Source organism: Kribbella sp. NPDC000426, assembly GCF_040300265.1.
Lineage (GTDB): Bacteria > Actinomycetota > Actinomycetes > Propionibacteriales > Kribbellaceae > Kribbella.
This window is the reverse complement of the sequence record NZ_JBEPDK010000002.1, coordinates 456,247-481,412: the sequence shown is the minus strand read 5'-3', so window position 1 is coordinate 481,412 and position 25,166 is coordinate 456,247. Positions and strand designations below refer to the sequence as shown.

The 25,166-nt window shown below is 68.0% G+C and carries 24 protein-coding genes; 11 read left to right on the top strand and 13 right to left on the bottom strand.

The features are described from left to right. The first annotated feature begins 58 nt into the window (after positions 1–58). Genes ABT313_RS10155 through ABT313_RS10140 form a run of 4 tightly spaced genes read left to right on the top strand, consistent with a single transcriptional unit; the run spans position 59 to position 3,724 of the window. On the top strand, positions 59–946 hold the full coding sequence (locus ABT313_RS10155) for an ABC transporter ATP-binding protein (protein ID WP_350850730.1): 888 nt from the start codon (positions 59–61) through the stop codon (positions 944–946). Next, positions 946–1,758, top strand: a complete 813-nt coding sequence (locus ABT313_RS10150; RefSeq protein ID WP_350850728.1) for an ABC transporter permease — start codon at positions 946–948, stop codon at positions 1,756–1,758. The genes ABT313_RS10155 and ABT313_RS10150 overlap by 1 nt, the downstream gene beginning before the upstream one ends. Next, on the top strand, positions 1,758–3,086 hold the full coding sequence (locus ABT313_RS10145; RefSeq protein ID WP_350850727.1) for a sensor histidine kinase: 1,329 nt from the start codon (positions 1,758–1,760) through the stop codon (positions 3,084–3,086). Before ABT313_RS10150 ends, ABT313_RS10145 begins: the two co-directional genes overlap by 1 nt. Beyond that, positions 3,083–3,724, top strand: a complete 642-nt coding sequence (locus tag ABT313_RS10140; protein WP_137253840.1) for a response regulator transcription factor — start codon at positions 3,083–3,085, stop codon at positions 3,722–3,724. Before ABT313_RS10145 ends, ABT313_RS10140 begins: the two co-directional genes overlap by 4 nt. On the opposite strand, the gene ABT313_RS10135 is transcribed toward ABT313_RS10140, so the two are convergent. Together ABT313_RS10135 and ABT313_RS10130 are read right to left on the bottom strand one after the other, a co-directional pair. Continuing rightward, positions 3,721–4,629 carry a hypothetical protein gene (locus ABT313_RS10135; protein WP_350850725.1) on the bottom strand — a complete coding sequence of 303 codons (909 nt, stop codon included), beginning with the start codon at positions 4,627–4,629 and terminating at the stop codon, positions 3,721–3,723. The two genes, ABT313_RS10140 and ABT313_RS10135, sit on opposite strands and share 4 nt — an antisense overlap. Before the next feature lie 171 nt (positions 4,630–4,800). After that, the gene (locus ABT313_RS10130; protein ID WP_350850722.1) at positions 4,801–5,643 is read right to left on the bottom strand and encodes an isoprenyl transferase; all 843 of its coding nucleotides are present in this window, start codon (positions 5,641–5,643) and stop codon (positions 4,801–4,803) included. A gap of 404 nt (positions 5,644–6,047) precedes the next feature. Here ABT313_RS10130 and ABT313_RS10125 point away from each other — a divergent pair, with 404 nt between their 5' ends. The 4 genes from ABT313_RS10125 to ABT313_RS10110 all read left to right on the top strand — a co-directional run bounded on the left by ABT313_RS10125 (position 6,048) and on the right by ABT313_RS10110 (position 8,790). Further along, the gene (locus ABT313_RS10125) at positions 6,048–6,389 is read left to right on the top strand and encodes a hypothetical protein (protein ID WP_350850720.1); all 342 of its coding nucleotides are present in this window, start codon (positions 6,048–6,050) and stop codon (positions 6,387–6,389) included. After that, positions 6,383–7,375 (top strand): hypothetical protein, encoded by a 993-nt coding sequence (locus tag ABT313_RS10120; protein WP_350850718.1) that lies wholly within the window; start codon positions 6,383–6,385, stop codon positions 7,373–7,375. The genes ABT313_RS10125 and ABT313_RS10120 overlap by 7 nt, the downstream gene beginning before the upstream one ends. Before the next feature lie 79 nt (positions 7,376–7,454). After that, complete coding sequence (locus ABT313_RS10115; RefSeq protein WP_350850716.1) at positions 7,455–8,018, top strand: hypothetical protein; 564 nt, start codon at positions 7,455–7,457, stop codon at positions 8,016–8,018. 4 nt (positions 8,019–8,022) lie between these two features. Further along, positions 8,023–8,790 carry a PIN domain-containing protein gene (locus tag ABT313_RS10110; RefSeq protein WP_350850714.1) on the top strand — a complete coding sequence of 256 codons (768 nt, stop codon included), beginning with the start codon at positions 8,023–8,025 and terminating at the stop codon, positions 8,788–8,790. 405 nt (positions 8,791–9,195) lie between these two features. Here the strand turns inward: ABT313_RS10110 and recO are convergent, their stop codons facing one another. The 3 genes from recO to ABT313_RS10095 are packed head-to-tail and all read right to left on the bottom strand — an operon-like array spanning position 9,196 to position 12,086. After that, the gene (gene recO / locus ABT313_RS10105) at positions 9,196–9,930 is read right to left on the bottom strand and encodes a DNA repair protein RecO (protein ID WP_350850712.1); all 735 of its coding nucleotides are present in this window, start codon (positions 9,928–9,930) and stop codon (positions 9,196–9,198) included. A 12-nt stretch (positions 9,931–9,942) separates the two neighbouring features. Next, positions 9,943–11,100 carry an SDR family oxidoreductase gene (locus tag ABT313_RS10100; protein ID WP_350850710.1) on the bottom strand — a complete coding sequence of 386 codons (1,158 nt, stop codon included), beginning with the start codon at positions 11,098–11,100 and terminating at the stop codon, positions 9,943–9,945. Further along, entirely contained in the window at positions 11,097–12,086 is a 990-nt protein-coding gene (locus ABT313_RS10095) for an aldo/keto reductase (RefSeq protein WP_350850708.1), read from the bottom strand. The genes ABT313_RS10100 and ABT313_RS10095 overlap by 4 nt, the downstream gene beginning before the upstream one ends. A gap of 166 nt (positions 12,087–12,252) precedes the next feature. Here ABT313_RS10095 and ABT313_RS10090 point away from each other — a divergent pair, with 166 nt between their 5' ends. Genes ABT313_RS10090 through ABT313_RS10080 form a run of 3 tightly spaced genes read left to right on the top strand, consistent with a single transcriptional unit; the run spans position 12,253 to position 16,840 of the window. After that, positions 12,253–15,363 carry an FtsX-like permease family protein gene (locus ABT313_RS10090; RefSeq protein ID WP_350850706.1) on the top strand — a complete coding sequence of 1,037 codons (3,111 nt, stop codon included), beginning with the start codon at positions 12,253–12,255 and terminating at the stop codon, positions 15,361–15,363. After that, positions 15,360–16,196: an ABC transporter ATP-binding protein gene (locus tag ABT313_RS10085; RefSeq protein WP_350850704.1), complete on the top strand. Its 837-nt coding sequence runs from the start codon at positions 15,360–15,362 to the stop codon at positions 16,194–16,196. Before ABT313_RS10090 ends, ABT313_RS10085 begins: the two co-directional genes overlap by 4 nt. Next, positions 16,193–16,840: an ABC transporter ATP-binding protein gene (locus ABT313_RS10080; protein ID WP_350850702.1), complete on the top strand. Its 648-nt coding sequence runs from the start codon at positions 16,193–16,195 to the stop codon at positions 16,838–16,840. Before ABT313_RS10085 ends, ABT313_RS10080 begins: the two co-directional genes overlap by 4 nt. Here the strand turns inward: ABT313_RS10080 and ABT313_RS10075 are convergent. The 8 genes from ABT313_RS10075 to ABT313_RS10040 all read right to left on the bottom strand — a co-directional run bounded on the left by ABT313_RS10075 (position 16,818) and on the right by ABT313_RS10040 (position 24,949). Further along, positions 16,818–17,087 (bottom strand): SAV_915 family protein, encoded by a 270-nt coding sequence (locus ABT313_RS10075; RefSeq protein ID WP_350850699.1) that lies wholly within the window; start codon positions 17,085–17,087, stop codon positions 16,818–16,820. The genes ABT313_RS10080 and ABT313_RS10075 overlap by 23 nt on opposite strands. 63 nt (positions 17,088–17,150) lie before the next feature. Further along, the gene (locus ABT313_RS10070) at positions 17,151–18,608 is read right to left on the bottom strand and encodes a GNAT family N-acetyltransferase (RefSeq protein ID WP_350850697.1); all 1,458 of its coding nucleotides are present in this window, start codon (positions 18,606–18,608) and stop codon (positions 17,151–17,153) included. 41 nt (positions 18,609–18,649) lie between these two features. Then, positions 18,650–20,512 carry an ABC transporter substrate-binding protein gene (locus ABT313_RS10065; RefSeq protein WP_350850695.1) on the bottom strand — a complete coding sequence of 621 codons (1,863 nt, stop codon included), beginning with the start codon at positions 20,510–20,512 and terminating at the stop codon, positions 18,650–18,652. Positions 20,513–20,571: 59 nt separating this feature from the next. Then, positions 20,572–20,781, bottom strand: a complete 210-nt coding sequence (locus tag ABT313_RS10060; protein ID WP_350850694.1) for a hypothetical protein — start codon at positions 20,779–20,781, stop codon at positions 20,572–20,574. Next, the gene (locus tag ABT313_RS10055) at positions 20,781–21,845 is read right to left on the bottom strand and encodes an ABC transporter ATP-binding protein (RefSeq protein ID WP_350850692.1); all 1,065 of its coding nucleotides are present in this window, start codon (positions 21,843–21,845) and stop codon (positions 20,781–20,783) included. Before ABT313_RS10055 ends, ABT313_RS10060 begins: the two co-directional genes overlap by 1 nt. Further along, on the bottom strand, positions 21,842–22,945 hold the full coding sequence (locus ABT313_RS10050) for an ABC transporter ATP-binding protein (RefSeq protein WP_350850690.1): 1,104 nt from the start codon (positions 22,943–22,945) through the stop codon (positions 21,842–21,844). The genes ABT313_RS10055 and ABT313_RS10050 overlap by 4 nt, the downstream gene beginning before the upstream one ends. 5 nt (positions 22,946–22,950) lie before the next feature. Then, a complete protein-coding gene (locus ABT313_RS10045; RefSeq protein WP_350850688.1) occupies positions 22,951–23,850 on the bottom strand; it encodes an ABC transporter permease in 900 nt (299 codons plus the stop codon). A gap of 4 nt (positions 23,851–23,854) precedes the next feature. Beyond that, on the bottom strand, positions 23,855–24,949 hold the full coding sequence (locus ABT313_RS10040; RefSeq protein WP_350850686.1) for an ABC transporter permease: 1,095 nt from the start codon (positions 24,947–24,949) through the stop codon (positions 23,855–23,857). Between the last annotated feature and the right edge of the window lie 217 nt (positions 24,950–25,166).

Below are 25,166 nucleotides of genomic sequence, written 5' to 3'. Positions count from 1 at the left end.
CAGGGAGTCCGTCGGGCGGTGCTCCCTCGGGAGCACCGCCCGACGGGAGAGTTGAGGCATGGAGAACGACAACGCAGTGAGGGTGCGCGGCCTGGTCAAGCGGTACCCGGACAAGGTCGCGGTCGACGGTGTCGATCTGGACATCCACCGGGGCGAGGTCTTCGCCCTGCTCGGCCCCAACGGGGCCGGTAAGACGACGACCACGGAGATTCTGGAGGGGTATCGCCGGGCCGACGACGGTGAAGTGAGTGTGCTGGGGACGGACCCGGCAGACGGCGACCGGCACTGGCGGTCCCGGCTCGGGATCGTACTGCAGACCTCGCGTGACGAGGCCGAGTCGACGGTGTCCGAGCTGGTCAACCACTACGCCGCCTACTACCCGAACCCGCGCGATCCGGACGAGGTCATCGCCGCCGTCGGCCTGGAGGAGAAGCGCAAGACCCGCCCACGCAAGCTGTCCGGCGGTCAGCGCCGGCGGCTCGACGTCGCACTCGGGGTGATCGGCAACCCGGAGCTGCTGTTCCTGGACGAGCCGACGACCGGGTTCGACCCGGAAGCACGCCGGCAGTTCTGGACGCTGATCGAGGAGCTCCGCACCGAAGGCACCACGATCCTGCTCACCACCCACTACCTGGACGAGGCCGAACACCTGGCCGATCGGGTCGGTGTGATCGCGGACGGCCGGATGATCGAGATCGGTACGCCGGAGACGCTCGGCGGACGCGGCGCCCGGACCGCCCGGGTCTCCTGGGTCGACGCCGACGGACAACACGAACTGCGCACCGACCAGCCGACCGCCGAGGTCGCCGCGCTGATGGCCCGCTTCGGCGGCGAGGTGCCCGAGCTCGAAGTACGGCGCCCGAGCCTCGAAGACATCTACCTGGACCTGATCGGCAAGGCCGCCGCCGACACCCCCGCCGTTGCGATCGAAGCTGGTGCACTCTGATGGCCGACACCAAACCCTTGCCGTCCACCCTCTCGGTAGGCCTGGCCCGGACCCGGCTCGAGGTCCGCGAGTTCTTCCGCGAACGCGAAGCGCTGATCTTCACGTTCTTCTTCCCGATCATCTTCCTCGGCATCTTCTCCGCCGTCTTCGGCAACACCGACTTCGACGGCGTCAACGCCGCCACCTACTTCACCCCGGGGATGATCGCCTCCGGCATCTTCCTGAGCAGCTTCCAGTCGCTCGCGATCAGCATCGCGCTCGAGCGCGACGAAGGCCTGCTCAAGCGGCTCCGCGGTACGCCGATGCCCCCGCAGGCCTACTTCATCGGCAAGATCGGCCAGGTCCTGATCACCTCGGTCGCGCAGATCGCGCTGCTGCTGGCGATCTCCGGCTTGCTGCTCGGCGTCGACCTGCCCTCCGAGCCCGACCGATGGGTGAACTTCGTCTGGATCTTCATCCTCGGTACGGCGTCCGGCTCGGTGCTCGGGATCGCGTTCAGCGTCGTCCCCAAGTCCGGCAAGGCCGCGTCCGCGGTGATCACGCCGGTCGTCCTGCTGCTGCAGTTCATGTCCGGTGTCTACTTCGTCTACAGCAGCCTGCCGGCCTGGATGCGCAACGTCGCCTCGGTGTTCCCGCTGAAGTGGCTCGCCCAGGGCATGCGGTCGGTGTTCCTGCCGGACGGGTTCGAACTCACCGAGCCGGCCAAGTCCTGGCAGCTCGGCACCGGCGCGATCGTGCTCTCGATCTGGCTGATCGTCGGCCTGTTCCTCGCCCAGCGGGTGTTCCGCTGGACCCGCCGGGACGCGGGCTGATGAACGAGGTCACCGGTACGACGTCGGACCTTCCGGACCGGCGTCGTACCGGCCTGTCTTCAACCCCTGCTTGGACCGGGCCTCGGGTGTGGATCCTGATGTGGAGGAAGATGGGGTCCGTGCAGAGCTCGAGCGGTGGCGCCGGACAGCCCGTGTGGACCCGGGCGCTGATCGGATGGCACATCGTGTTCTGGGTGCTGCTCGGGATGACCTTGGCGCTGTCGTTCCTGGGACATCTGGGGACGGCGCGGCAGGCTGTGTTCGCCGGTACGGTCGTGGTGCTCGCAGCGGCGTACCAGTTCATCGGGCTGCCGGCGATCCGGTCGCGGCGCAGGGTCCCGTCGTACGCGTATCGGCTGGTGCTGATCGTGTCGCTGGTGGTGCTGATCGGGATCTATCCGCAGTCGGTGTTCCTGATGTTCATCGCGTCGGCGCAGATCTGGTTGCTGTGCGAGGACGTGCGTGAGGGGATCGGGCTCAGCCTGCTGCTGGTGCTCGGCGTCGGTACGGCGCAGTTGTGGGGCGCGGGATGGGGCTGGAACGCGTTCTGGGAGATCCTGCCGTGGATGCTGGTCAGCCTCGTGGTCAGTCTGCTGTTCGGGATCTGGATCGAGAAGGTCATCACGCAGAGTCAGCAGCGCGCCGAGCTGATCGAACAGCTCGAGGCCGCGCGCGACGAGCTCGCCGAGGCACACCACAGTGCCGGAGTGATGGCCGAGCGGGAGCGGATGGCGCGGGAGATCCACGACACACTCGCGCAGGGGATGACGAGCATCGTGATGCTCGCGCAGGCGGCGGCAGTGGAGCTGTCGCGCGGGGCGGATGCTTCGGCGCGGCTGGCGGCCATCGAGGACACCGCCCGGGAGAACCTCGCCGAGGCACGGGCGTTGGTTGCCGCGTTCACCCCGGTTGCGTTGTCGGAGGCAACATTGACCGAAGTACTGCGCCGGCAGGCGGAGCGGTTCGCGGCCGAGACGGGCGTCGACGTACAGGTCTCGCTCGACCTGCCGGACGACGAGGTCGCGGCGTTGCCGCAGGCGCAGCAGGTGGTGTTGCTGCGGTCGGCGCAGGAGGCGTTGGCCAACGTCCGCAAGCATGCTGCTGCGACGCAGGTGCTGATCACGCTCGGGTTGTCGGACGACGGGGTGTGGATCGAGATCCGCGACGACGGGTCCGGGTTCACGCCGGGCGCCGAGTCGGGCGGGTTCGGGCTGAGTGCGATGCGCGGGCGGGTCGAGGAGTCCGGCGGTTCGGTCCAGGTGGAGAGTGCGCCCGGGCGCGGTACGCGAGTGCAGGTGTTGATTCCGGCTGTGCAGGAGGATGCGTGATTCGGGTTCTGGTGGTCGACGATCATCCGGTCGTGCGGTCGGGGTTGACCGGGATGTTGTCGGTGACCGAGGACATCTCCGTGGTCGGTGAGGCCGGGGACGGTTCGGAAGCAGTGGCGCTGGTGGAGTCGACGCGGCCGGACGTCGTACTGATGGATCTGCGGATGCCGCGGATGGACGGTGTGACCGCGACCGGGGCGATCGTGTCCGGCTATCCGTCGACGCGGGTGCTGGTGTTGACGACGTACGACACCGACACCGACATCCTGCATGCCGTCGAGGCTGGGGCCGCGGGGTATCTGCTGAAGGACACGCCGCATGCCGAACTGCTGAACGGGATCCGGGCCGCGGCTCGTGGTGAGACTGTTCTGGCTCCGCCGGTTGCGGCGCGGTTGATGTCTCGTCTGCGTACGCCGGCTGCACCTGCCGCGGCTTCGCCGTCGCCGCGTGAGCTGGAGGTGCTGGCTGCTGTAGCTCGGGGTCTGAGCAATGCGGAGATCGGGCGGGAGCTGTTCATCGGCGAGGCCACGGTCAAGACGCACCTGCAGCGTCTCTTCGCCAAGCTGGACGTCGACGACCGCACGCGTGCTGTCACGGTCGCCATCGAACGCGGCCTGCTGCCTTCGCCGGGGCGTTAGAGCTTCAGGCCGCCCTCCTGGGCCGGACCGTCGAGGCGACGGCTGAGGCTCGATTCCGGCTGGTGCGCCACCGGGTGCTGGTCGGCGCGCGCGGTCGGGTTGACGCCGGCACGCACCGCATCGGCCAACTGCGCGGCTTCCTTGTCGGCCTGTTGTTGCGCCGCCAGCGCGCCATTGGCGACGTCGACGGAGAACTGGGCGACGGCGTCGAACCCCGCACTGTTCCTGGCGAGGGCCGTGTGCACGCGCTGTGCGTGGTCGCCGGTCCGGGCGATCGAATCGTCCATCCGGCCGATGGTCCGCCGGAGCTCGTCGGACGGCTGCACGTCCCCGGGCACGGCGGTGTGGAATCTGTACGCCGCCTGCCGGCCGTTCGACAGTTCGGCGGTCATCGCCTCGACCCGCTTGCCGACGTCGTCGACGACGGTCTTCAGGAACTCGACCCCCGACTTCAGTTTCGCGACATCGTCGGTCGAACGATCAGGCATCTGCTCGATCCGTTCCAGATCCCGCAAAGCCCCTTCGAGAGCCTGCGATCCCGCTTGCAGACAATGACGGTCGTCCGGCGTCGTGCCGGTGCTCAGACCGCCCAGCTGTCGCTGCACCCTGCCGAGGTGCGCCGACTGCTGTTCGACGTCACCCTGGTACACCGCGAACGTGCGGACGAGGTTCTCCCCGGCCGGTGCCTTCGCCGCACCCTCGGCCACCTGTGCCTTGTGCTCGGCCGCTGCGAGGCCGTCGACGCCCGGCCGCAGCGTCGCGAGATCCTGCGACCGGAGCTCCAGCGTCCGGCCGACCTGGTCGTCGCCGAGCTCGTAGGTGACCGACCGCAGCGTTGTGTGAACCTCGGTCACCGCCGTCGCGATCTGGTTGGTGTAGTGGGCGTATTCCGCCTCGTTCGCCATCAGCTCGCCTTCGTCCGCCGCGCGCCGGTCCGGCCCGCGCTCCCGTCATGATTGATGCCTCGCACAACGAGCGTAGACGCAACGAGGTCGACCGGCGGTTCCCGGTGCGTTGATGGTTGCGGTGCTGGTTGCGGTGCCGGTTGCGGTGCCGGTTGCGGTGCCGGCCGACGGTCAGGCGTCGGTGGCGACCTCGTTCGGGATCGCGCCGCCGTACCTGCGGTCGCGCTGTGCGTACAGCTCGATCGCCCGCCACAGGTCGCGGCGGTCGAAGTCGGGCCAGAGGGTGTCGAGGAACACCATCTCGGCGTACGCCAGCTGCCAGACCAGGAAGTTGCTCGTGCGCTGCTCCCCCGACGAGCGGACGAACAGGTCGACCTCGGGGATGTCCGGCGCGTACAGGTGCCGCGCGATCGTCTTCTCGGTAATCCGGTCCGGCTTGAGCTTGCCTGCGGCAACTTCCGCCGCGATCGACTTCATCGCGTCGGCGATCTCCGCCTGGCCGCCGTAGTTCACGCAGAACTGCAGGGTGATCGTGTCGTTGTCCTTGGTCCGCTCCTGCGCGTACTCGAGCTCGTCGATCACGGACTTCCACAACCGCGGCCGCCGCCCGGACCACACCACCCGGACGCCCATCGCGTCCAGCTCGTCACGGCGCCGATGGATCACCTCGCGGTTGAACCCCATCAGGAACCGCACCTCTTCCGGCGACCGCGCCCAGTTCTCCGTCGAGAACGCGTACGCCGAGATGTACTTCACCCCGATCTCGATCCCGCCCTTGATCACATCGAGCAGGCTCGCCTCCCCCGCCTTGTGCCCCTCGGTCCGCGCCAGCCCCCGCTGCTTGGCCCACCGCCCGTTCCCGTCCATCACGATCGCCACATGCCGAGGCACCAGCTCCTTGGGAATCCCCGGCGCCCGCGCCCCGGATGGATGCACGTCCGGCGCCACCACCACCTTCTTCTCCCGGCCCCCACCCAAAACTCCCCGACCCCGACGACGACCAATAGGCGACATACCCCGATCCTCCCACCCCACCCGCCCCCTCCTGCAGCAACCTGCAACCTGTGGATAACCCACCCCCACGACCACCCTCCGTATGCAACCCTTACACCACCAGCAACCCAAGAACGGAGCCCCACCCCATGCCCCGCCGACCACCACTCGGACCCGCACTCGCAGCCCTCTGCGCCCTAACAGCGCTGACCTCGTGCAACGGATCCCCGGAGGCCGGCAGGCCGAACACCGTTCCAGTGCCCACTTCGCCCTCACCAAGTCCAGGACCGTCGCAGACACCTTCGGGGCCTCAATGGACGGCCGAGGAGCAGGCAGCGATCACCGCCTCGAAGAAGCAGTACTCAGCCGCTCGGGTCGCCATCGACGCTGCCCTGGCGGCACCGGCCAAGGCAGACCGAGGCAAGTTGGAGAGCGCCGGCAACGGAGGGACGTGGATCACTACGGTCCTCGAGGACATCGTCAACTTCCAGGACTACGGCTGGTACGAGACTGGCAGCACGAAGGTTCTCAACACGCAGGTGTCCGCCGTCAATCTCAAGCTCGAGCAGCCACAGGTTGACTTGATCAACTGCATCGACAGTTCGGCGGTCATCATTCGGTCCCAGCAGACCGGCAAGCCGATCCCGATCGGCGCGGGCACAAGCAAGCGCCAGAAGGTTTCGTCTCGGATGGTTTACGCCCCTGCCGCGACGGGCGGCGTGAAGCACTGGTGGCTGATCACGGAGAAGGAGCTGGGCGTATGTTGAGGCGGCTCGCCGGCATCATCGCAGCAACCGCAATCCTCGTGGTCCACCCGCAACTCGCGGACGCTGAGCAGCGCCCTCCGAAACCCGGGCCCGACTATGTGTGGAAATGCGTTGGAAGTCGGCACTTCTGCGGGTGGGTCCTGAAGAGCTACGTTCAGAAGCCAGGCAGTGTCGACCCCGGCAAGAAGCCGACGAAGAAACCAGTGCACACAGAGAAACCTATCTGCCACCTTCCTGGCGGTGCATTGCAGGCGTGTACATCAGTGCTCGGCAACTGGTCGAACAGCCAGCAGTGCTACATGCGGCGTGAGACGCCACCTCCGCCGCTCAGTGATCCTCGCTGGGAGGGCCACACAGACGGCAGCATTTGGGCATGCTTGCGCGAGCAGGGTTACGACGAGGGTAAACACGTCGTCACGAAATGGGTGTGGTTGCCAGGCAAACCCGACACGGTAGTTGTAGATCCTCTGACCCTTGTCTACCAGGCAATTGCGACCATGAAGCTCGCACCACCGCTGGTGAGAACCGCGCCGGCTGCGGGGCAGATCGGGCTTGTGAACATGCCCGTCTGGCTGTGGGTAGACAAATCGGAGAACACCTGGGGTCCGATCGTTCGTGGCGCGAGTGTGCCGGGCCTTTCGGTCACCGCATCTGCACAGGTCACAGCGGTCAACTGGTCTATGGGCGACGGAAGCACAGTGCGTTGTGAAGGCCCAGGCACGCCGTACGACGCCTCGATGGGCGTGAAGGCATCGCCGACCTGCGGGCACAGTTACACCAAGACCTCACACAAGCTCCCCAACTGCAAGTACCCGGTGACAGCCACGGCCCAATGGGAAATCACCTGGCAGAGCACGCTAGGAGACACCGGCCAGATCGCGATGACCGAACAGGCCGCGACCCAACTCCGAATCGGAGAAGCTGTCCCGGTGCTGGTTGATCCGGACGGCCGTGACGCGGTCGAAGCCAGCAAGACCGGGTGCTAACGCAGAGTTGCGGCTCACGTCCGCGCCCTACCTCACTGGCGTTGGTGCGGTCGAGGACGCAGTCAAGCAGCATGGCGAGGTGAGCTCGTCCATGCTTGCGCGTGCCGGGGGCGCGTGGCCCGCCCAGGTCGAAGCGCAGGTCGACTTCTCGGTCAAGAACTGCTCCTACCAGACCGGCGGCGCCCGGGTCGAGTCGGACCTGGGAGAACTTAGGAAAGATTACAATTCGTGCATGCTTGGACCGGAGACTGAGTCGCGGATTTATTTGCTTGATGACGACCAGCGGGGACTCGTGCCGGATGGGCCTGCGGTGATCCGGCCCGATGGGGTCCGGGAGGAGATTCCGGAGCTCGTGTATCGGGCGGTTCAGCATGTGCTCGACGCTATGCGTGCAGGGCGTGCGGTGCAGGTGATCCCGTTGCGGACCGAGTTGCCGATCGACGAGGCGGCGGATGCGCTCGGGATCGCGCGCGACGTCCTGCGTAAACATGTCGGCGCCGGCGAGATCCCGTTCCGTTCCTCGGAGTACGTCGACTGGGTGAAATTGGCTGACGTCATCAACTGGGACAACGATCGCATCAGGCGGCGACGCGCGATCCTCGACGAGATGATGGCTGACGATCCCGCCGACGACGAAAGTTGACGGCATGACCGAGTCGATCTCGCCCGCGCCGCGGCCCCAGCCCGAACGCGCGTTCTTGGACGCCAACGTCGTCCGTGGACAGCTGACGAACGACGTGCTGTTGTCACTGGCCGACCAGGGCGTCTTCCAGCCGCGCTGGACCGAGAAGGTCATCGACGAGATGCGTCGCAACCGACCGTCGGGGGTGTCGGAGCAGGCCATCGGCCGACGTATCTCGAGGATGAACGCAGCGTTCGAGGACGCGATGGTCGAGGCTCCTCCACAGGAGCTGGAGGATCAGATGCAGGCGGACCCCAAGGACAGGCATGTCCTGGCTGGGGCCGTTCAGAGCGAGTCGACTGTGCTGGTCACCGACAACCTGAAGGACTTCAGGCCGCCGTCGTCGGGTCCGAACGCGATGCGCGTCGAGAGTCTGAACCAGTTCCTGAATCGCAAGCTCGTCGAAGAGCCGGAGCGGGTCCAGGCCGGTCTGCAGGCGATGGTGGACCGAAATCGACGGGAGCCGAAGACCATGTCGGCGTTGATTGACAAGATGGCGGAGGGGCAGGAGCTTCGGTCGTTTGCGCAGAAGCTGAATGCTGTCGTGCCTCCGGAACAGCGTGGTACGTTGCCGATACTGACGGCGAATCAGCGTGGGTCGGCGCGGTACACCGCGCTGGAAGGTGTGGCTCGGCCAGGTACGACGCAAGCGCCTGAGGGTGCGCCGGAAGCTCGGAAGTCCAGTAGTGGGCCGGGTGTTGAGCAGGCTAAGGACACCGAGCAGCGCAAGTGAGTACGGCCGGTGCCGTCTGACGGCCTAGGGTGCTGAGCTTGCTCCGGCCGACGCGTGATTCGCGAACGTATCTGCTGGATCGCTAAGAGGCGCAAGGCTATGCCGGATTGACCTGCGGTGATCGGGCCAGACTTCCGGAAGTACGTCGCCGATGGTGCGGCCTCGTTCCGATCAACGGTGCACGTCGGCTGGGTGCAATTGGCCGAGGTTGTCGCGCCTGGAGAACCGACGACACGCGGAGCAGCAGTCAGCGATGGACAAACTGCTCGGAGGAGGTCATGACCGGCGCTGGACCGCCGGAGACTGCCGACACCCAACTCCCCTCCCTATCTTCTCTTTCTTTGTTCTTCCTTACTTCTCTCTTCGGAGCTTCTGTACAACCCTCTATCTTTCCCTGCTTCTCAGTTACGAGGTCAGGTCTAGGTGGGGTAGGGAGCGGAGTTGGTTTTCTTGGTGGTAGGTGAAGAAGGCGGCTATTAGGCCGGTGGATTCTCGGCGGGTTCTGGGGTCGGCTTTTAGGGCGGTGGGCCAGTCGCCGGTGAGGAGGGCGGCCAGGTGGGTGACGGTGGTGGGGCTGGGCATGGCTGAGGCTGGGGGGCGGCAGGTGGTGCAGACCATGCCGCCGGAGGCGGGGTTGAAGGCTCGGTGGGGGCCCGGTTCGCCGCAGCGGGCGCAGTCGTCGAACGAGGGGGCGTAGCCGGAGATCGCCAGCGAGCGGAGCAGGAACGAGTCGAGGACGAGGCCTGGTTCGCGTTCGCCGGTGGAGAGGACTCTTAGGGCGCCGGCCAACAGGAGGTGGTGCTGGGTGGCGGGTTCCTTCTCCTCGACGACGAGGCGGTCGGCGGTCTCGAGCAGGACGGTGCCGGTGGTGTACCGGGCGTAGTCGCCGACGATGCCCTCGCCGTATGCCGCGATCGACTCGGCCTGGGTGATTACGTCGAGTGTCCGGCCGGTCGCGAGTTGCAGGTCGACGTGGCTGAACGGCTCCAGGCGGGCGCCGAAGCGCGACGACGTCCGGCGGACGCCCTTGGCGACGGCGCGGACCTTGCCGTTGGCGCGGGTCAGGAGCGTGGCGATGCGGTCTGCTTCACCCAGCTTCTGGGTGCGCAGCACGATCGCCTGATCCCGGTAGAGCGGCACCGCACCAGTCTCTCACTGCGCGCGGACATACTCCTCGAACCCGGTCGGCTCGACGCCGGTGATGTCGCGTACGGCGGTGGACACCTGGCTGAGCTCGCCGCTGGCGATGGCGGCGTACGACGTGACCCAGCCCGCCACCTCCCACGCCGGGGCGCCGTACGACTCGCGGGAGCGGAACGCCTCGTCGAGCGTCTCCGGCTCGTACCGGACCTTGCGGCCCCAGACGTCCGACAGGATCGCGGCCGCCTCGGACAGCGTGAACGCGCGGGGCCCGGTCAGGTCGTACGTCGCCCCCACGTGGTCGCCGGCCCCCGGTGCAGAGCCGGCCGAGCCGGCCGCGGACAGGCCGGCCGAGCCGGCGGTCGACGGCGCAGCGGCCGAGGCGCCGGACGCAACCGCGGAGGTCCCGGAGGTCCCGGACGCCCCGGACGCCCCGGACGCCCCAGACGCCCCAGAGGCGCCGAACGCGCCAGACGCGCCGGCGGTGGACGGCGGAGCGGTGGAGGTGCTGGACGCACCGGAGGCAGCCGGCGCAGCGGCGGAGGGTCCGGACGCAACCGCCGAGGTCCCGGGCGGGCCGGAGGCGGCGGGGGTGGGCTGCGAAGAGGCTGCCGGGGTCGGGGTGGTCGGAGGGGAGTCGGCGGTGCGGAGGATTGTGGCGGCTACGGCGGCCACGTCGTCGCGGGAGACCGCCGCCACCCGGCCGTCCCCGGCCGGGCCGCGGATCACGCCGTCCTCGCCCACTCCGCCGGACACGAAGTCCAAATACAGGTTGTCCCGCAAGAAGGTGAACTCGACCCCGCTGGATCGGATGTGCTCCTCGGTGTGCCAGTGATCCCGGGCAAACGTGAACGTCGCCCCCGGCGACGCCCCCACGAACGACGTGTAGACGATCCGGCGCACCCCAGCCGCAACCGCCGCGTCGACCGTTGCCTTGTGCAACGCCACCCGATCGGCCGATTCCGTTGCGCTCAGCAACATCAGTACGTCGACCCCGTCGAGCGCCTCGAGCAGCGCCGAGTGCTCGCCGTACGCCGCCTGCGCGACCGACGCACCGGGCACCGACGGAGCCCGGGCCGGGTCGCGCACGATCAACCGCAGCGGTACGCCGGCCAGCCGCGCGACGATCCGGGAACCGAGCTGACCGGTCGACCCGGTGACACCGATCACTTGCCCACCAGGCCCATCCCGCTCTCGGTGTACCGCTGCCCGACAACCGCGTCAGGCGGGAACGCCGCGTCCAGCGACGCCAGCTCGTCAGCCGACAGCGAGACGTCCAGAGCACCGAGGTTCTCGGCCAGGTACGTCCGCCGCTTCGTCCCCGGGATCGGCACCACGTCATTGCCCTGAGCAAGCAGCCACGCAAGCGCCAGCTGTCCCGGCGTCACGCCCTTCGTGGCAGCCAGGGCCTGCACCTGTGCGACCAGGTCGAGGTTGCGCTGGAAGTTCTCCCCCTGGAACCGCGGCAAACCCCGCCGCATGTCATCCGAAGGGAAGTCCGCCTCCGACTTGATCTGCCCGGTCAGGAACCCGCGACCGAGCGGGCTGAACGGCACGAACCCGACCCCCAGCTCCCGCAGCGTCGGCAGTACGACGGTCTCCGGGTCGCGCGTCCACAACGACCACTCACTCTGCACGGCGGTGATCGGATGTACGGCGTGTGCCGCCCGCACCGTGTCCCCGTTGACCTCGGACAACCCGAGGTACCGGACCTTGCCTGCCGCCACCATCTCAGCCATCGCGCCCACCGTCTCCTCGATCGGCACGGCCGGGTCCCGCCGGTGCAGGTACCAGAGGTCGACATGGTCGACGCCGAGCCGCCGCAACGACGCATCCAGAGCCTCCCGCGCATAAGCAGGTGAACCGTCGACGACGGTCGGCACCACCGCGTCCGCAGACGGCCGTTTGAAGCCGAACTTCGTCGCGAGCACCACCTCGTCGCGGCGCCCGGCCAGCGCCCGGCCGACCAGCTCCTCGTTCTCGCCGTCGCCGTACACGTCGGCGGTGTCGATGAAGGTGCAGCCGGCGTCGATCGCCGCGTGCAGCGTCGCGATCGACTCGCTGTCGTCGGCGCGGACGCCGTACGACTGGGACATCCCCATGCAGCCGAGGCCGAGGGCGGAAACGGTCAGGTCACCGAGCTGGGATTCACGCATGCCCCGAACCTACCGCCGGGCCGCACCATCAGGGGCGCGGGGTGAGCCATATTCCTGTCCAGACAACATTACTGTGACATTTTGCCGCCGCGAGGCACAAAGACCGCAACATTCCATATCTTCGGCTGGCACGAGTGAGCAACAAACGGGCAGCAAAGGGGTGGACATGTTCCTGCGTCGGGCGCTGCGGTACCGCTGGGCCCAGGCCCTGGTACTGACCGGCATCAGCCTGTTGATCGGCGCCTGCGCCGTCTTCGGGCCGTGGTTCGCCCGCGCAGTCGAGCAGACCGTGATGACCGAGACCCTGTCCGGCCAGAGCCTGCCCGCGTCCTGGCTGCTCGCCTCACCGGGCCCGCAGGTCGGCGTCAGCACCCGCCCCGAGGACCTCGACAAGCTCCTCCCCGCCGATCTGAAGCCGGTATTCACCCCACCCCTGCACGGCATCTACAACGACGTCAGCTGGAGCATCCCGGCCACACAGGGTGACCCGTCCCCCGGCGCCCGCGTGCGCTGGCGGGACGGGTACTGCGCGCAGCTCGACGTCACCGAAGGCCGCTGCCCAAGCGCGGCGAACGAGGTGATCGCCTCGACGGTCGACAAGACGACGTGGGACTTCCGCATCGGCACGATCCTGTCCGCGACCCCGAGCGACATCGGCAAGGGCGGCGGCCGGCTCACGATCGTCGGCTTCTACCAGCCCAAACAGGCCCGGGGCGACTACTGGTACGGCGACTATCCGACCGGCCACTCGCACAAGCCGGCCGACAAGGACCCGGGCGCGGCCAACGAGTTCTTCACCGACAACTCGACGTTCGCCGGCAACAACTGGACGCAGCGGGTCACGTCGGACTTCCGGCCGATCCCGGGCGTGGCCCGGCTCGGCGACCTGGACCGCCTCAAGGAAGCGACCGAGACGGTCAACGGCAACGCCAGGGAGACCGGCGTCGCCGCGCAGAACACGTCCTCGCTGGCCACTCTCGTCGACCAGATCCAGGCGGAGCGGAAGCAGGCGACCACGATCATCCCGCTGGTGATGGTGCAGGTCGCGTTGTTCGCGGTCGTCGTACTGGCGCTTGCCCTGGCGGCCGTGGTCGACCAGCGGCGCCCCGAGATCGCGCTGTCGCGCCTGCGCGGTTCGTCCGCGCGACGCACCCAACGTGCCCTCTGCATCGAGCTCGGCCTGCCGGTTCTGACAGGCACCCTGCTCGGCGGGCTCGCGGGCTTCGCGCTGCTGCTGATCGTCCGCGCGACCTGGCTGCGGCACGGCGCACCGATCGAACTGCCCTGGACAGTACCGGTCGCGCTCGTGGTTGCCGCCGTACTCGCGCTGATCGTCGTGGTGCTCCAGGTCCGGGGCACCGTCCGGCAGTCGATCTCCAACCTGCTCCGGCGCGTCCTCCCGCTCCGCCGCGGCCGGACGATCGGTGTCGCCGACCTGTGCATCATCGTGTTCGCCGTGGCCGGGCTGATCGCCGCGCTCACCGGCGACGGTCGCGGCCCGCTGCCGGTCCTCACGCCCGCGCTGCTCGGGCTCGCGGCCGGCCTGATCTTCGCGCACCTGCTGCTGCCGACGGCCGGGCTGATCAGCCGCACCGCACTCCGCCGAGGCCGACTCGGCCTCGCGCTCGGCGCACTGCAGATCTCCCGCCGGCCGGCCGTGACCCGGATCGTCGCCGCGGTCGCGGTCGCCGCCGCGCTCCTCACGTTCGCCGGCCAGGCCTCGTCGATCGCCGCCGCCAACCGCGAGACCCGGTCCGGCTACGAGACCGGCGCCGAGGGCGTACTGCGGATGAATTCCCTGTATCTGGGGTCGTTCCTGCAAACCGTGAACCAGATCGACCCGGACCGGCACTGGCTCACCCCGGTCGTGATCTCCCGGCCGCCCTCCCCCGACACGCTGCAGACCGAGATGATCGAGCCGGACAGCTTCCGCCGGGTCGCGTTCCAGGGCGATCAGCTCACCGACGCACAGGGCTGGCAGACGCTCCAGGCGCCGAAGGATCTCGCGCCGCTTGCCTTCCGCAGCTCGCAGCTGACAGCCACGGTTTCGGTGAACGGGATCAAGCCGCTGATCAGCCGCGCCGCGAACGGCGACAAGATCGACGGCGGTACGCCGAAGTCCGTGATCCTGCGGGCGAACGTGATCAGCCACCGCGACGGGTCCCGCTTCCTGGTCTCGTTCCCGCCGATCCGGTTCCCGTCGACACAGTTCCCGTCGATTAAGGCCGTCGTACTGCGGGCCGACGTCGACTGCCTCGGCGGGTGTGACCTGCTGCGGCTCGGCATCGGCCGCGAACCACTCGACCCGGCCGGTGTCCAGGGCAACGTTGTGATCAGCAACATCTCCAGCGACGACCACCCGACGATTGCCCTGGGCAAGGCCGAGTCCTGGCAGACCGTGCCGCAGCTGGGCTCCGACCAGAGCTCGATCACGGCCACGTCGGGTGGTGCGCTGACGATCGCGATGAAGAGCTTCGGCGCCGACATGTTCGTGCAGTACGGGACCGTGCCGTCGGTCGTCCCCGCCCTGGTCACCCCGGAGTACCACTGGGTCGACAATGCGACCACGACCCCGGCGGCCGACGGCAGCCCGATGACCCTGGCCCGGATCGACCGGCTGCGCGGGCCTGTCAACCGGTACAGCGAGCGCACCGCGGTGGTCGATCTCGAGACGGTACGGCGGCTCGGCGGTGTCGTGGATGAAGAGGGCACCGACTTCGAGCTCTGGCTGAACAAGGACGGGCTGGCGAACGTCGACACGATCACGAGCAAGCTCGCGCAGGCCGGGTACAACGCCGACCTGATCGACCGGCGCGACGACCGGATCGCGGCGTACGGGCGGTCGGCGAGCGCGCTCGCGTTGCAGTTGACGCCGGTGGTCGGCATCGCGGCCTGGGTGCTGGCGATCGTCGTACTGCTGCTGACCGTCGTCACGTCGTGGCGGTCACGTGCGCAGGACTACGCGAGCCTGAAGATCACCGGCGTACCGGCGAGCGCGACCGGGCGAGCCGCACGCTGGGAGCAGACCGGTCCGGTCGCACTGGCCGTCCTGCTCGGGACGATCTGCGGGCTGGTCGGCGCACATGTGGCGCTGCCGCTGATACCGCTGTTCGCGACGAGCGGCGGCCCGGTGCCACTCGACCTCGGCATCAGCTGGCCGGTGGCCGTGATCCTCTGGGCCGCAGGTACGGCGATCCTCGCAGCCGTGACGTTGTTGCTCGGCAGCGGCGTCAACAGACGCTCCACCTACAACCGCATCCGGGAGGAGCTGACGTGAGCGGGCTGGCGATCAGTACGACGGGACTGGTGCACATCTACCGTGCACACGGCCACGACGTCGCCGCGCTGTCCGGTATCGGCATCACCGTCCGGCCCGGCGAGCTGGTCGGGCTGCTCGGACCGTCCGGCGCCGGGAAGTCGACGTTGCTCCAGCTCTGCGGCGGTCTGCTGACGCCGAGCGCGGGCCGGCTGCAGATCGGTGAGCACAACGTCGCCACGATGACCGACGCCGAGCTGGACCGGATGCGGTCCGGTGACGTCGGCATCGTCCTGCAAGGTGCCGGACGCAACCTGATTCCGTACCTGACTCCGGCCGACAACATCCGCTACGCCCAGCAGGCCGCACCGGACGGGCGCGACCTGCCCACGCCCGAGACGATCCTCGAACTCGTTGGTCTGGGCAACCATGCGGCCACACCCCTGTCCCAGCTGACGCCTGGTCAGGTCCAGCTGTGCGCCGTTGCCGTCGGCATCGCAACCCTTCCCGGCCTGCTGCTCGCCGACGAACCGACCAGCCAGCTCGACCACCATGCCCGCGACGAGGTCCTCGCGGCGCTCCGCACGATCAACACCGAGACCGGGATGACGGTCCTGCTGGTCACTCACGACCCGGAGGTTGCGGCGACCCTCCCCCGCACGATCACGATCCGCGACGGCCGGATCGCCTCCGAGGGCAGGTCCGGTGAGGAGTACGCCGTGGTCGCGGTCGACGGCTCGTTGCCGCTGCCCCCGCATGTGGCCGAGCTGTTGCCGGCCGGAACTCTCGTCCAGGTCACGACCGACGACGGCGTCATCCGGCTCACCCCCGTGGAGCAGGAGGGGAACCAGTGATCAACGTCAGCCAGGTGACCGTGCGGTACGGCGAGGTGACCGCGGTGTCGGACGTGTCGTTGACCGTCCCGCCGGGGTTCGTGCTCGCGGTCAGCGGTCCGTCGGGTGCGGGCAAGAGCTCGTTGCTGTGGGCAATCGCCGGTGCGGTGCCGGTGGCGAAGGGGCAGGTCGAGATCGACGGGCTGGTGATCACCGACCGGCCGACGGCGGCCGCGCACGGCGTCGTACTGATCCCGCAGGGCAACGGACTCGCGCGCGTGCTGACCGCGCGGGAGAACCTCTCGATCCCCTTGCTGACAAGCCGGAAGCCGGGTGAAGAGGTCGAGCGGACGATCGAGGAGGCGCTCGCGGGCGTCGGCCTCGAGGAGAGCGGCGACCATCTGGTCGAGGAGCTGTCCGGCGGCGAGCAGCAGCGCGTCGCGGTCGCTCGCGGGATCGCCCAGCAGGGCCGGGTGATCCTTGCCGACGAGTCGACCAGCGAACTCGACAGCACCAACCGTGAACGGGTCCTCGACCTGCTGCACGAACAGGCCCGCCGGGGCGCGGCCGTCGTGATCGCCACCCACGACCCCAATGTCGCGGACAGCGCCGACGGCCACGCGGTGATGGACGAGGGTCGCCTCAGCTGGCTACGGCGCCTCTGACCGGTACGGCGACCAGCGTCGGGTCGAGCTGGATCCTCGCGATCCCAACCTGCCCGAGCATGTCGTGCAGGCTGTCTTCCGAGACGCGCATGAAGTCCTGGGCGCCGGACGCCGCGCGGAGCCGGTCCAGCGAGCTGAAGGCGATGCCGACGTGGAGTCCGTCGGGCAGCCGTCCGGTCTGCACGGTGGCGATGTCGCCGGCACAACGAACGGGGACGAACCAGTCAGTGGTATGTCGAGTGCTCACACTTCGAAGTTAGGCCGTTCCAGTGCCCGGATCCCCTGTTCTGACAGGGTTCACACGGCATTCTCACAGGCCGAGCTGCGTGGGTGTGGTCGGCGGACCGGCCGTCAGCAGGCGGTCGATCAGGGTCGGCAGGTCGCGCGGGGCGAAGCGGCCCTCGTACGCCGTCAGCTCGGCCAGGGTCCACCACTTCATCGCGTGGACGTTCTCGGCGCGGAGCTCGGCTGCGGTGAGGGTGCCGGCGGGGTCGAAGGCCGGTGTGCGGATCAGGAAGTAGTCGTTGAGGACGCCGTCGTAGCCGGTGGCGTGGCCTTCGGCAACGACTTCCTGGTGCCAGAGGTGCGGCGGGTCGGGGAAGTCGCGCAGGCCGACCTCCTCGACGAGTTCACGCCGCAGCCCTTCCACCACGGTCTCGCCGGGCTCGAGTCCGCCGCCGGGAGTCGCCCACAGCGGCCCGTCGTCGAACTCGAAACGGACGAGCAGGATGCGCTCCTCCTCATCCACGATCACCGCACGAGCCGCCGGACGCAACCGAGGCAGGCGCAGCTCGAGTTCGCGATGCTCCTCGACCGGGCGGAAGCCGAAGCGGGCGTTGACCTTGCGCATCGGTGCGTTCGACAGCGCGGTCCAGGTGTGCAGGAAGCGCTGCGTCGTCCGGTGTTTGGCGAGTTGCTCCAGGTTCGCGAGCTTCAGGTGGGTGCCGAGGTTGTGGCCGCGGTGCTCCCGCAGTACGAGCGTGTCGTCCTGCTGGGCATGCTCCGCGTCGGCCCGCGGCAGATAGAGCAACGTGTACCCCGCCGGCAGGCCGTCGAGCGTGTGGGCCATCGTCACCAGCGCGAGGTAGTTGCGGTCGATCCGCGCCTCGCTCGCCTCGAGCTTGTCGACCGTCCACGGCACGAGCTCGCGGGTCATGCCACCGGTCGGGACGTCCAGGTCCATCGCGGTGTGCAGATCGGCGTACGCCTGCTGATGCTCCGGCGGGCACACGCCCGCCCACGAGGTCAGCTGGTACCCGTCGAGGCGTCCTACATCTGAGCGCAGCTCGTCCAGCCGCAGATCGTCGTACGGCAGCGGTACGACGAGGTGCTCCTCGACGTGCTCGACCTCGAACCCGAGCCGCTCCGCGAACGCGGCACCCGCCCACGGCTCGCACGGGACGCCGAGCTCGGTCTGGACGATGGTCCGCCCGAGCTGGGCCGACCGGGTGACGGCCCACTGCCACAGCGCCGTACCGATCCCGCGCCGCCGGTGCTCCGCGGGGACGTCGATCTCGACCTCGACCGTGTCGAGGTTGTCGGTCAGCCGGTACTCGAACAGCATCCCGCCGAGCACGCGGTCGTCCTCGAACGCAGCCACGGCGATCCGCTGCTTCAGCGGGCTGGGGTTGCGCAGCGAGTAGCCGAGCGTCTCCCGCCCGGCCACCAGCGCAGCCTGCCGGCCGGCGACCGCGCCGGCCCGGAAGGCGTCGTACCACTCGTCGAACAGGGCCAGGTCGGCCGGGTCGATCTCGCGAACCAAGATCACCCGGCCGACCCAATCAGACAACCAGGTCAGATGCCAACCGGTTAGACCGGAGCGACCTTGCCCTGGTACATGTACATGATCACGAAGTTGTCCGCGTACGGCGCGTTCTTCAGGATCGGGTCGTCGTCGGCCGGGAACTTCGCCACCCGGGTGCCCTCGAGCGCGGGGTTGTTACCGTAGCGCTCCCAGAGCGGGATGATCGGCAGCAGTTCGTTGAAGGCCAGCGCCGCGGCGGTGACGTTCTTCTTCTGCTCGTCGAGGTTCAGGCCCTGCGCGGACTTGTCCACCACGGACTGCAGGTCGATCGGACCGGCCGAGGTGGTCTGCTTCAGCGGGAAGTTCATACCCTTGCCGCCCTGGTTCGCAGCGACCACGTAGTTGAACGTGTACAGGTCCTGGACGAACGCGAAGTACGGGTGCGGGTGGCTCGACGCGCCCCAGGTCTGGATCGCGAAGTCGAACTTGCCGGCCAGTACGTCCGGGTTGAGCTGGGTGAACGTGATACCCCGCTTGGTGATGTTGAACCCGAACTTGTTCAGCTGGTCGGCCGCGTTGGTGGCGGCCGGGTTCCAGTCGGCGAACTCGGTCGGGAACTTGATGTCGTACGCCGCCGGCTTGCCGTTCGGCAGCATCCACTTGCCGCCGGTCTGCTTCCAGCCCGCCGACTGCAGCAGGCTGGTGGCCTTGGCGAGGTCCTTGTCGTAGGCGTTCAGCTTCTTCTGGTCCGCGTCGGAGATCCAGTCCGGGACGGCGATGTCGGAGAAGCCGGCCATGTACTTGCAGGGCTTGCCGGAGTCGCCCAGTGCGACGGTGCCGTTCTCGGCCCGGTCGAGGACGTAGGCGATTGCCTGCCGTACCTTCGGGTCGGACAGCTCCGGGTGCGCCGTGTAGTTGAACACCAGCGCCGGGCCGGAGTACACCGGCGGCCGGAGGATCCGGAAGCCGCTGGACAGCAGCGTCTTCTCGGTGGCCACCGCGAAGCCGTGGGTGGCGTAGTCGACGTCCTTGTTCAGGACGACGGGGGTGACGTCGGAGGTCTCACCGTTGTACAGGAGAACCTTGCTGAAGCCGATCTTGTCGGCGAACAGGCCCTTGTCGTTCTTGACCAGGTTCATCTGCGCGTTGGTCATGTTCTTCGCGTCGAAGTTGAACGGACCGGACACGACCGGGTTCTCCGGACGGAACTTCTGGAAGTCGCCGTTGAGCTGCTTACCCTCGGCGCTGTCCAGGCTGGTCTTGGCCTTGCGCATCGTCTCGGCCTTGGTGGCCCACTCGCCGTAGACCGAGTCGGGCAGGATCGGGGCGCGGAGGATGTAGCGCTCGAGCACGGTGGACGGCGTACCGATGGTGAACACCGCGGTGGTGTCGTCCTTCGCCGTGACGTCGGACAGGAAGGTCCACGGTGGCTGGCGCATCAGCCACTGCAGGTTGAACGTCGACACGACGTCCTTCGCCGTCACCGGCTTGCCGTCGCTCCAGGTCAGCCCGGACCGGAGCTTCATCGTGTAGGTCTTGTTCGCCTCGTCCAGCGTGCCGGACTCGGCCATCATCCATTCCCACTTCTTGTCGGCCCAGTAGTACAGGCCGCCGCTGGGGTAGACGAGGTCGAGGTACGGGCTCGACTGCTGGATGCCGTCGAGGACGCCGGCGGCCAGGTTGAAGTGGCCCTTCGGCGGCAGCTGGTACGGGTACGCGCCGTGGAACTCCTTGTTGGCGTTCTTGCTGCTGTCCCCGCTGTTGCTGTTCGGGGTACTCGGCGAGCAAGCCTCCAGCGCCCCGATGCCGGCGACGCCGACACCGGCGATGCCGAACAACTGGAGCACGTTTCGGCGCGAGATCGCGTTCGTCCGGGGGCTCGGCCCCGGAGAGTTGGTGCCGGAATCGTTGGTGCCGGTGGGACTCATTCCTTGGTCCTTTCTGATCTGACCGCACGACTGTGTGCGTCAGGCACTACTGGTTTGGGTTACTGCGAACCGCCCTCGCGTTTTTCCCGCCGTCGGGTCCAGACGATCCCGACGACGACGATCAGGCCCAGTAGCAGGCCCAAACACAAGGTGAACAGGGTGACGACGAACTCCGGGGTACCGGGCGACAGCGTGAGCAGCAACGCCCCGCTGGCCAGTACCAGGAACGTCGCCCAGCCGAGCGCCGCCCGGCCGATCTGCGGTGACATCAGGCCACCGGCTCATCGGGCCGGACCTCCCCGGCGCCGTCGCGGGCCACCACGTGGCAGGCCGCGGACTGACCGGGACGGATCTGCACCAGCTCCGGGACCTCGCCGTCGCACAGCCCGTCCTCGAACATCGGGCAGCGCGGGTGGAACGAGCAGCCGGTCGGCAGGTGGGCCAGGCTCGGGATCTCCAGGCTGCGCAGGGATTCCCGGCCCTTGGTCTTCGTCAGGTCCGGATCCGGCTCGGGGATCGCGTCGATCAGCGCCCGGGTGTAGGGATGCGTCGGCGCGTTGATGATCTTCGGCGTCGGGCCGAACTCGACGATCCGGCCGAGATACATCACCGCGGTCTTGCCGTTCCAGCCGAAGTACTTCGCGATCGCCAGGTCGTGGGTGATGAACAGGAACCCGACGCCGAGGTCGTCGCGCAGACGGCCGAGCATCGCCAGCACGCTGATCCGGATCGACACGTCGAGCATCGAGGTCGACTCGTCGGCGATGATCAGCTTCGGGTCCAGCGTCAGTGCCCGCGCGACCGAGACCCGCTGGCGCTGTCCGCCGGACAGCTGGTGCGGGTACTTCGGCAGGTAGTTCTCCGGTGGCGTCAGGTCGACCTTGGTGAGCAGTTCGGCGGCCTTGTCGGCGGCCGCTTTGTTGCCCTTGACAACACCGTGCTTGAGCAGCGGCGCGGTGATCGTCTGCTGGATCGTCCGGGTCGGGTTCAGCGACGCGTACGGGTCCTGGTGGACGTACTGCACGCTGCGGCGGAAGCCGCCGAAGTCGTGCCGGTTCATCGACCAGATGTCGGTGCCGGCGAACTCGACCTTGCCGTCGGTCGGCCGGGCCAGACCGGCGGCCATCCGGGCCGCGGTGGTCTTGCCCGAGCCGCTCTCGCCGACCAGGCAGAGCACCTCGCCGGGGTTGACCGACAGGTCGATGTTGTCGACCGCACGGATCGGACCGGCCTTGGTGTCGAACACCTGGCTGACACCGGCCAGCGTCATCAACGGCGTACGGCTGCCCGCTGCGGCCTCAGGGGTCTCCGGGGTCTTCTCGAGCGCGCTCATGACGCAGTCCCCAAGTCTTGGCTGGGCACCTCGCGGTCGAGGTGCACGTCCTTCCAGTGGATGCAGGCGACCTCGTGGGCGCTGCCCGGTTGGTCGGTCACCGGGAGCAGGTCCGGTTCGGCCGCTTTGCACTCGTCCGTGGCGAACTTGCACCGCGGGTTGAAGGTGCAGCCCTTCGGCAGTGCGGCCAGGCTCGGCGGACCGCCCGGAATCGATTCCAGGTCGGGCAGGTCGCCGACGATCGGCGGCACGGCCTTGATCAGGCCCAGCGTGTACGGGTGCCGCGGCCGGTAGAACAGGTCCCGTACACCGCCGGTCTCGACCAGGCGCCCGGCGTACATGGTGGCGACCCGGTCGGCGAGCTCGGCGGCCAGCGACAGGTCGTGGGAGATGAAGATCATCGAGAAGCCGAGCCGCTCACGGACCTCGTGCAGTACGTCGACGATCGACCGCTGGGTGAGGATGTCGAGCGCCGTGGTCGGCTCGTCCAGGATCAGCACCTCGGGCTCGAGCAGCAGGCTCATCGCGATCAGCACGCGCTGCCGCATACCGCCGGACAGCTCGTGCGGATAGCAGTCCATCACCCGCTCCGGCTCGAGGCGCACCAGCCGGAGCAGCTCGCCGGCCCGGTCCTCGATCTCCTGCCGGGTCGCCTTGGTGTGCGCGCGCATCGTGTCGTGCATGTGCGCGCGGATCTTCAGCACCGGGTTGAACGCGTTCATCGCGCCCTGGAACACCATCGCCGCGTCCCGCCAGCGGAACTGCCGCAGGTCGCGCCCGTCGAGGCTCAGGATGTCGATCTCGGTGCCGTCGGCGCGGTTGAAGATCACCTTGCCGCTGGCGTGACCGAGCCGCGGCAGCAGCCGGAGCAGCCCGAGCCCGAACGTCGTCTTGCCGCAGCCGCTCTCCCCCACCAGGGCAAGACTCTCGCCCGGGTAGAGGTCGAGGTCGACGCCGCGGACGGCCTGCACCGTCGCGCCGGAGCCGGTGCGGTACTCGACCTTGAAGTCGCGGATCGACAGCAGCGGCTTACCCTCGCCGCCACGCACCGCGCGATCGGCGCCCGCTGTGTTTGTCTTGCCCGAGGGAGTCGTCGTCACCATCGTCACCGGTCCCGGAGACGCGGGTTGAGGATCTCTTCGAGGGATCTCGTCATCATCACCAATCCGAGCAGCAGCAGGATGATCGCGACAATCGGGCTGAGGATCCAGGCCAGGCTGTTGTCGTTGAAGATCGCGCCGGCGATCCAGGCGCGGTTGAGCATGATGCCCCAGTTCGATCCCGTCAGCGGCGCGAGACCGAGCAGGTAGAGGCCGACCAGCTGGTAGATCGCGTTGGTCACGCCGATCATGAAGTTCATCAGGATGAAGCTGGCCATGTTCGGCAGGATCTCGACGAACACCACCCGCGGCGTGCCGAGATCGAGCAGCCTGGCGGCTTCGACGAACTCACGTTCCTTCAGCGAGAACACCTGGGCCCGGACGGCCCGGGTCAGCACCGGCCAGGACAGACCACCGACCAGCAGGGCCAGCAGGATCGGCGAGTCGAGCTTGAAGAACGCGCCGAGGACCGCGAGCAGGACGATCTGCGGGACGGTCAGGAACACGTCGGCCGCGGTGACCACGACCGAGTCGACCCAGCCGCCCAGGTAGGCGGCCAGTGAGCCGAGCACGATGGCGATCGCGGTGGAGATCGCCGCGGCGACGAAGCCGACGAAGATCACCGTCCGGCCGCCGGCGATCATCTGGATCAGGACGTCCTTGCCCTCGTTGTCGGTGCCCAGCAGGTGCCCGGGCGTCCCCGCGGGGAGCAGGATCTCCTTGACGTTCGGCGCCACCTCCGGGGTGAAGAACGGCCCGATCGCACTGATCAGCACGAGCAGCGCCACCAGCACGAAGCCGATGAAGCCGGCCGGGCTGCGCCGCAGTGACTTGAGGATGCCGGCGAAGCGGGAGACGCTGGTCGTCCCGATCGCGTTGACATTCACGACGGTTGCTTCGGACATCTCGTCACCCCTTGCCCTGGACGCGGATCCGCGGATCCAGTCGGCTGTAGAGAATGTCGGCGATCAGGTTGGCCGCCACCACCGAGATCGTGATGACCAGGAAGATCCCCTGCAACACGGCGTAGTCGCGGCCGTTGACCGCGTTGAAGAGGCTGAATCCGATGCCCTGATAGCCGAAGATCTTCTCGACGAAGATCGACCCGCCGACCACGAATCCGAGCGAGACCGCGAGCGCGCTGAACAGCGGTAGGACGGCGTTGCGGCCGACGTACCCGTTCCTGATCCGCGAGTCGGACAGGCCGCGGGCCCGGGCGACGGTCACGTAGTCCTCACCGAGCGTCTCCACGGTCGACGACTTCATCACCAGCGCCCAGGAGCCGACCGTGGTCAGCGTGTAGGCCAGGATCGGCAGCGCCGCGTGGTAGAAGATGTCGTTCAGGAACGACAGGCTGAACGACGGATGCACGCCTGGTGTGTACGACCCGCGCGCCTCGGTCAGGTTGAACCATTGCAGTTTCACCCCGAGGAAGACGACGATCAGGATCGCCAGGATGTAGTTCGGGATCGCGTGCAGGAACGCGCCGATCGAGGTGAGCGTATGGTCGACCCAGGTCTCGCGGCGGTACGCCATGATCATGCCCGCGACGATGCCGATGACGAACGCGAGCACCGTGGCCACGCCGACGGAGAACAGCGTCCACGGCAGGTAGGTCTTGATGACCGAGGCAACGGTCGTGCCCGGCGAGAGTGCCGAGTTGCCGAAGTCGCCTTGCAGCAGGTTCCCCATGTACGTCACGTACTGCTGGATCAGCGGTGCGTTCGGGTCCAGGGAGAAGAGGTTCTTCGCCTGCGCGGCGGCTTGCTCGTACGAGACGCCGGTCTGCGCGATCTGGGTCTGGATATAGGTGTCGACCGGGTTACCAGGCAGCAGCCGGACCAGGAAGAACGTACCGCTGGTGACGATGAAGACGGTCAGGACGGCCTTGAAGATTCTTCGGACAAGCCAGGCGTTGAAGAAGCGCCGAACAGCCGAGGGTCTCGGTTCGACAACCGGGCCTTCGATCAGCTTCGACGCGGGTGTCTCGACCGCACCGCTCACTGCTCACCTCCACGCGACTGCCAGGGAAAGTCGGTGGCGCAGACCGCTCAACAGCACGACTTAGTAACGCTGTCTTGCAAGGATCTGCGCATAGTGTCGTTAGTGTGCGCAGCTCTGGTCCCCGAGTCAACGACTTGAGGCAACAGTGAGACAACGTTGCGGTCAGTGACGCAACGGTACCGGGGCGTACAGGAATCGCCCGCCCCTGAAACAAGGA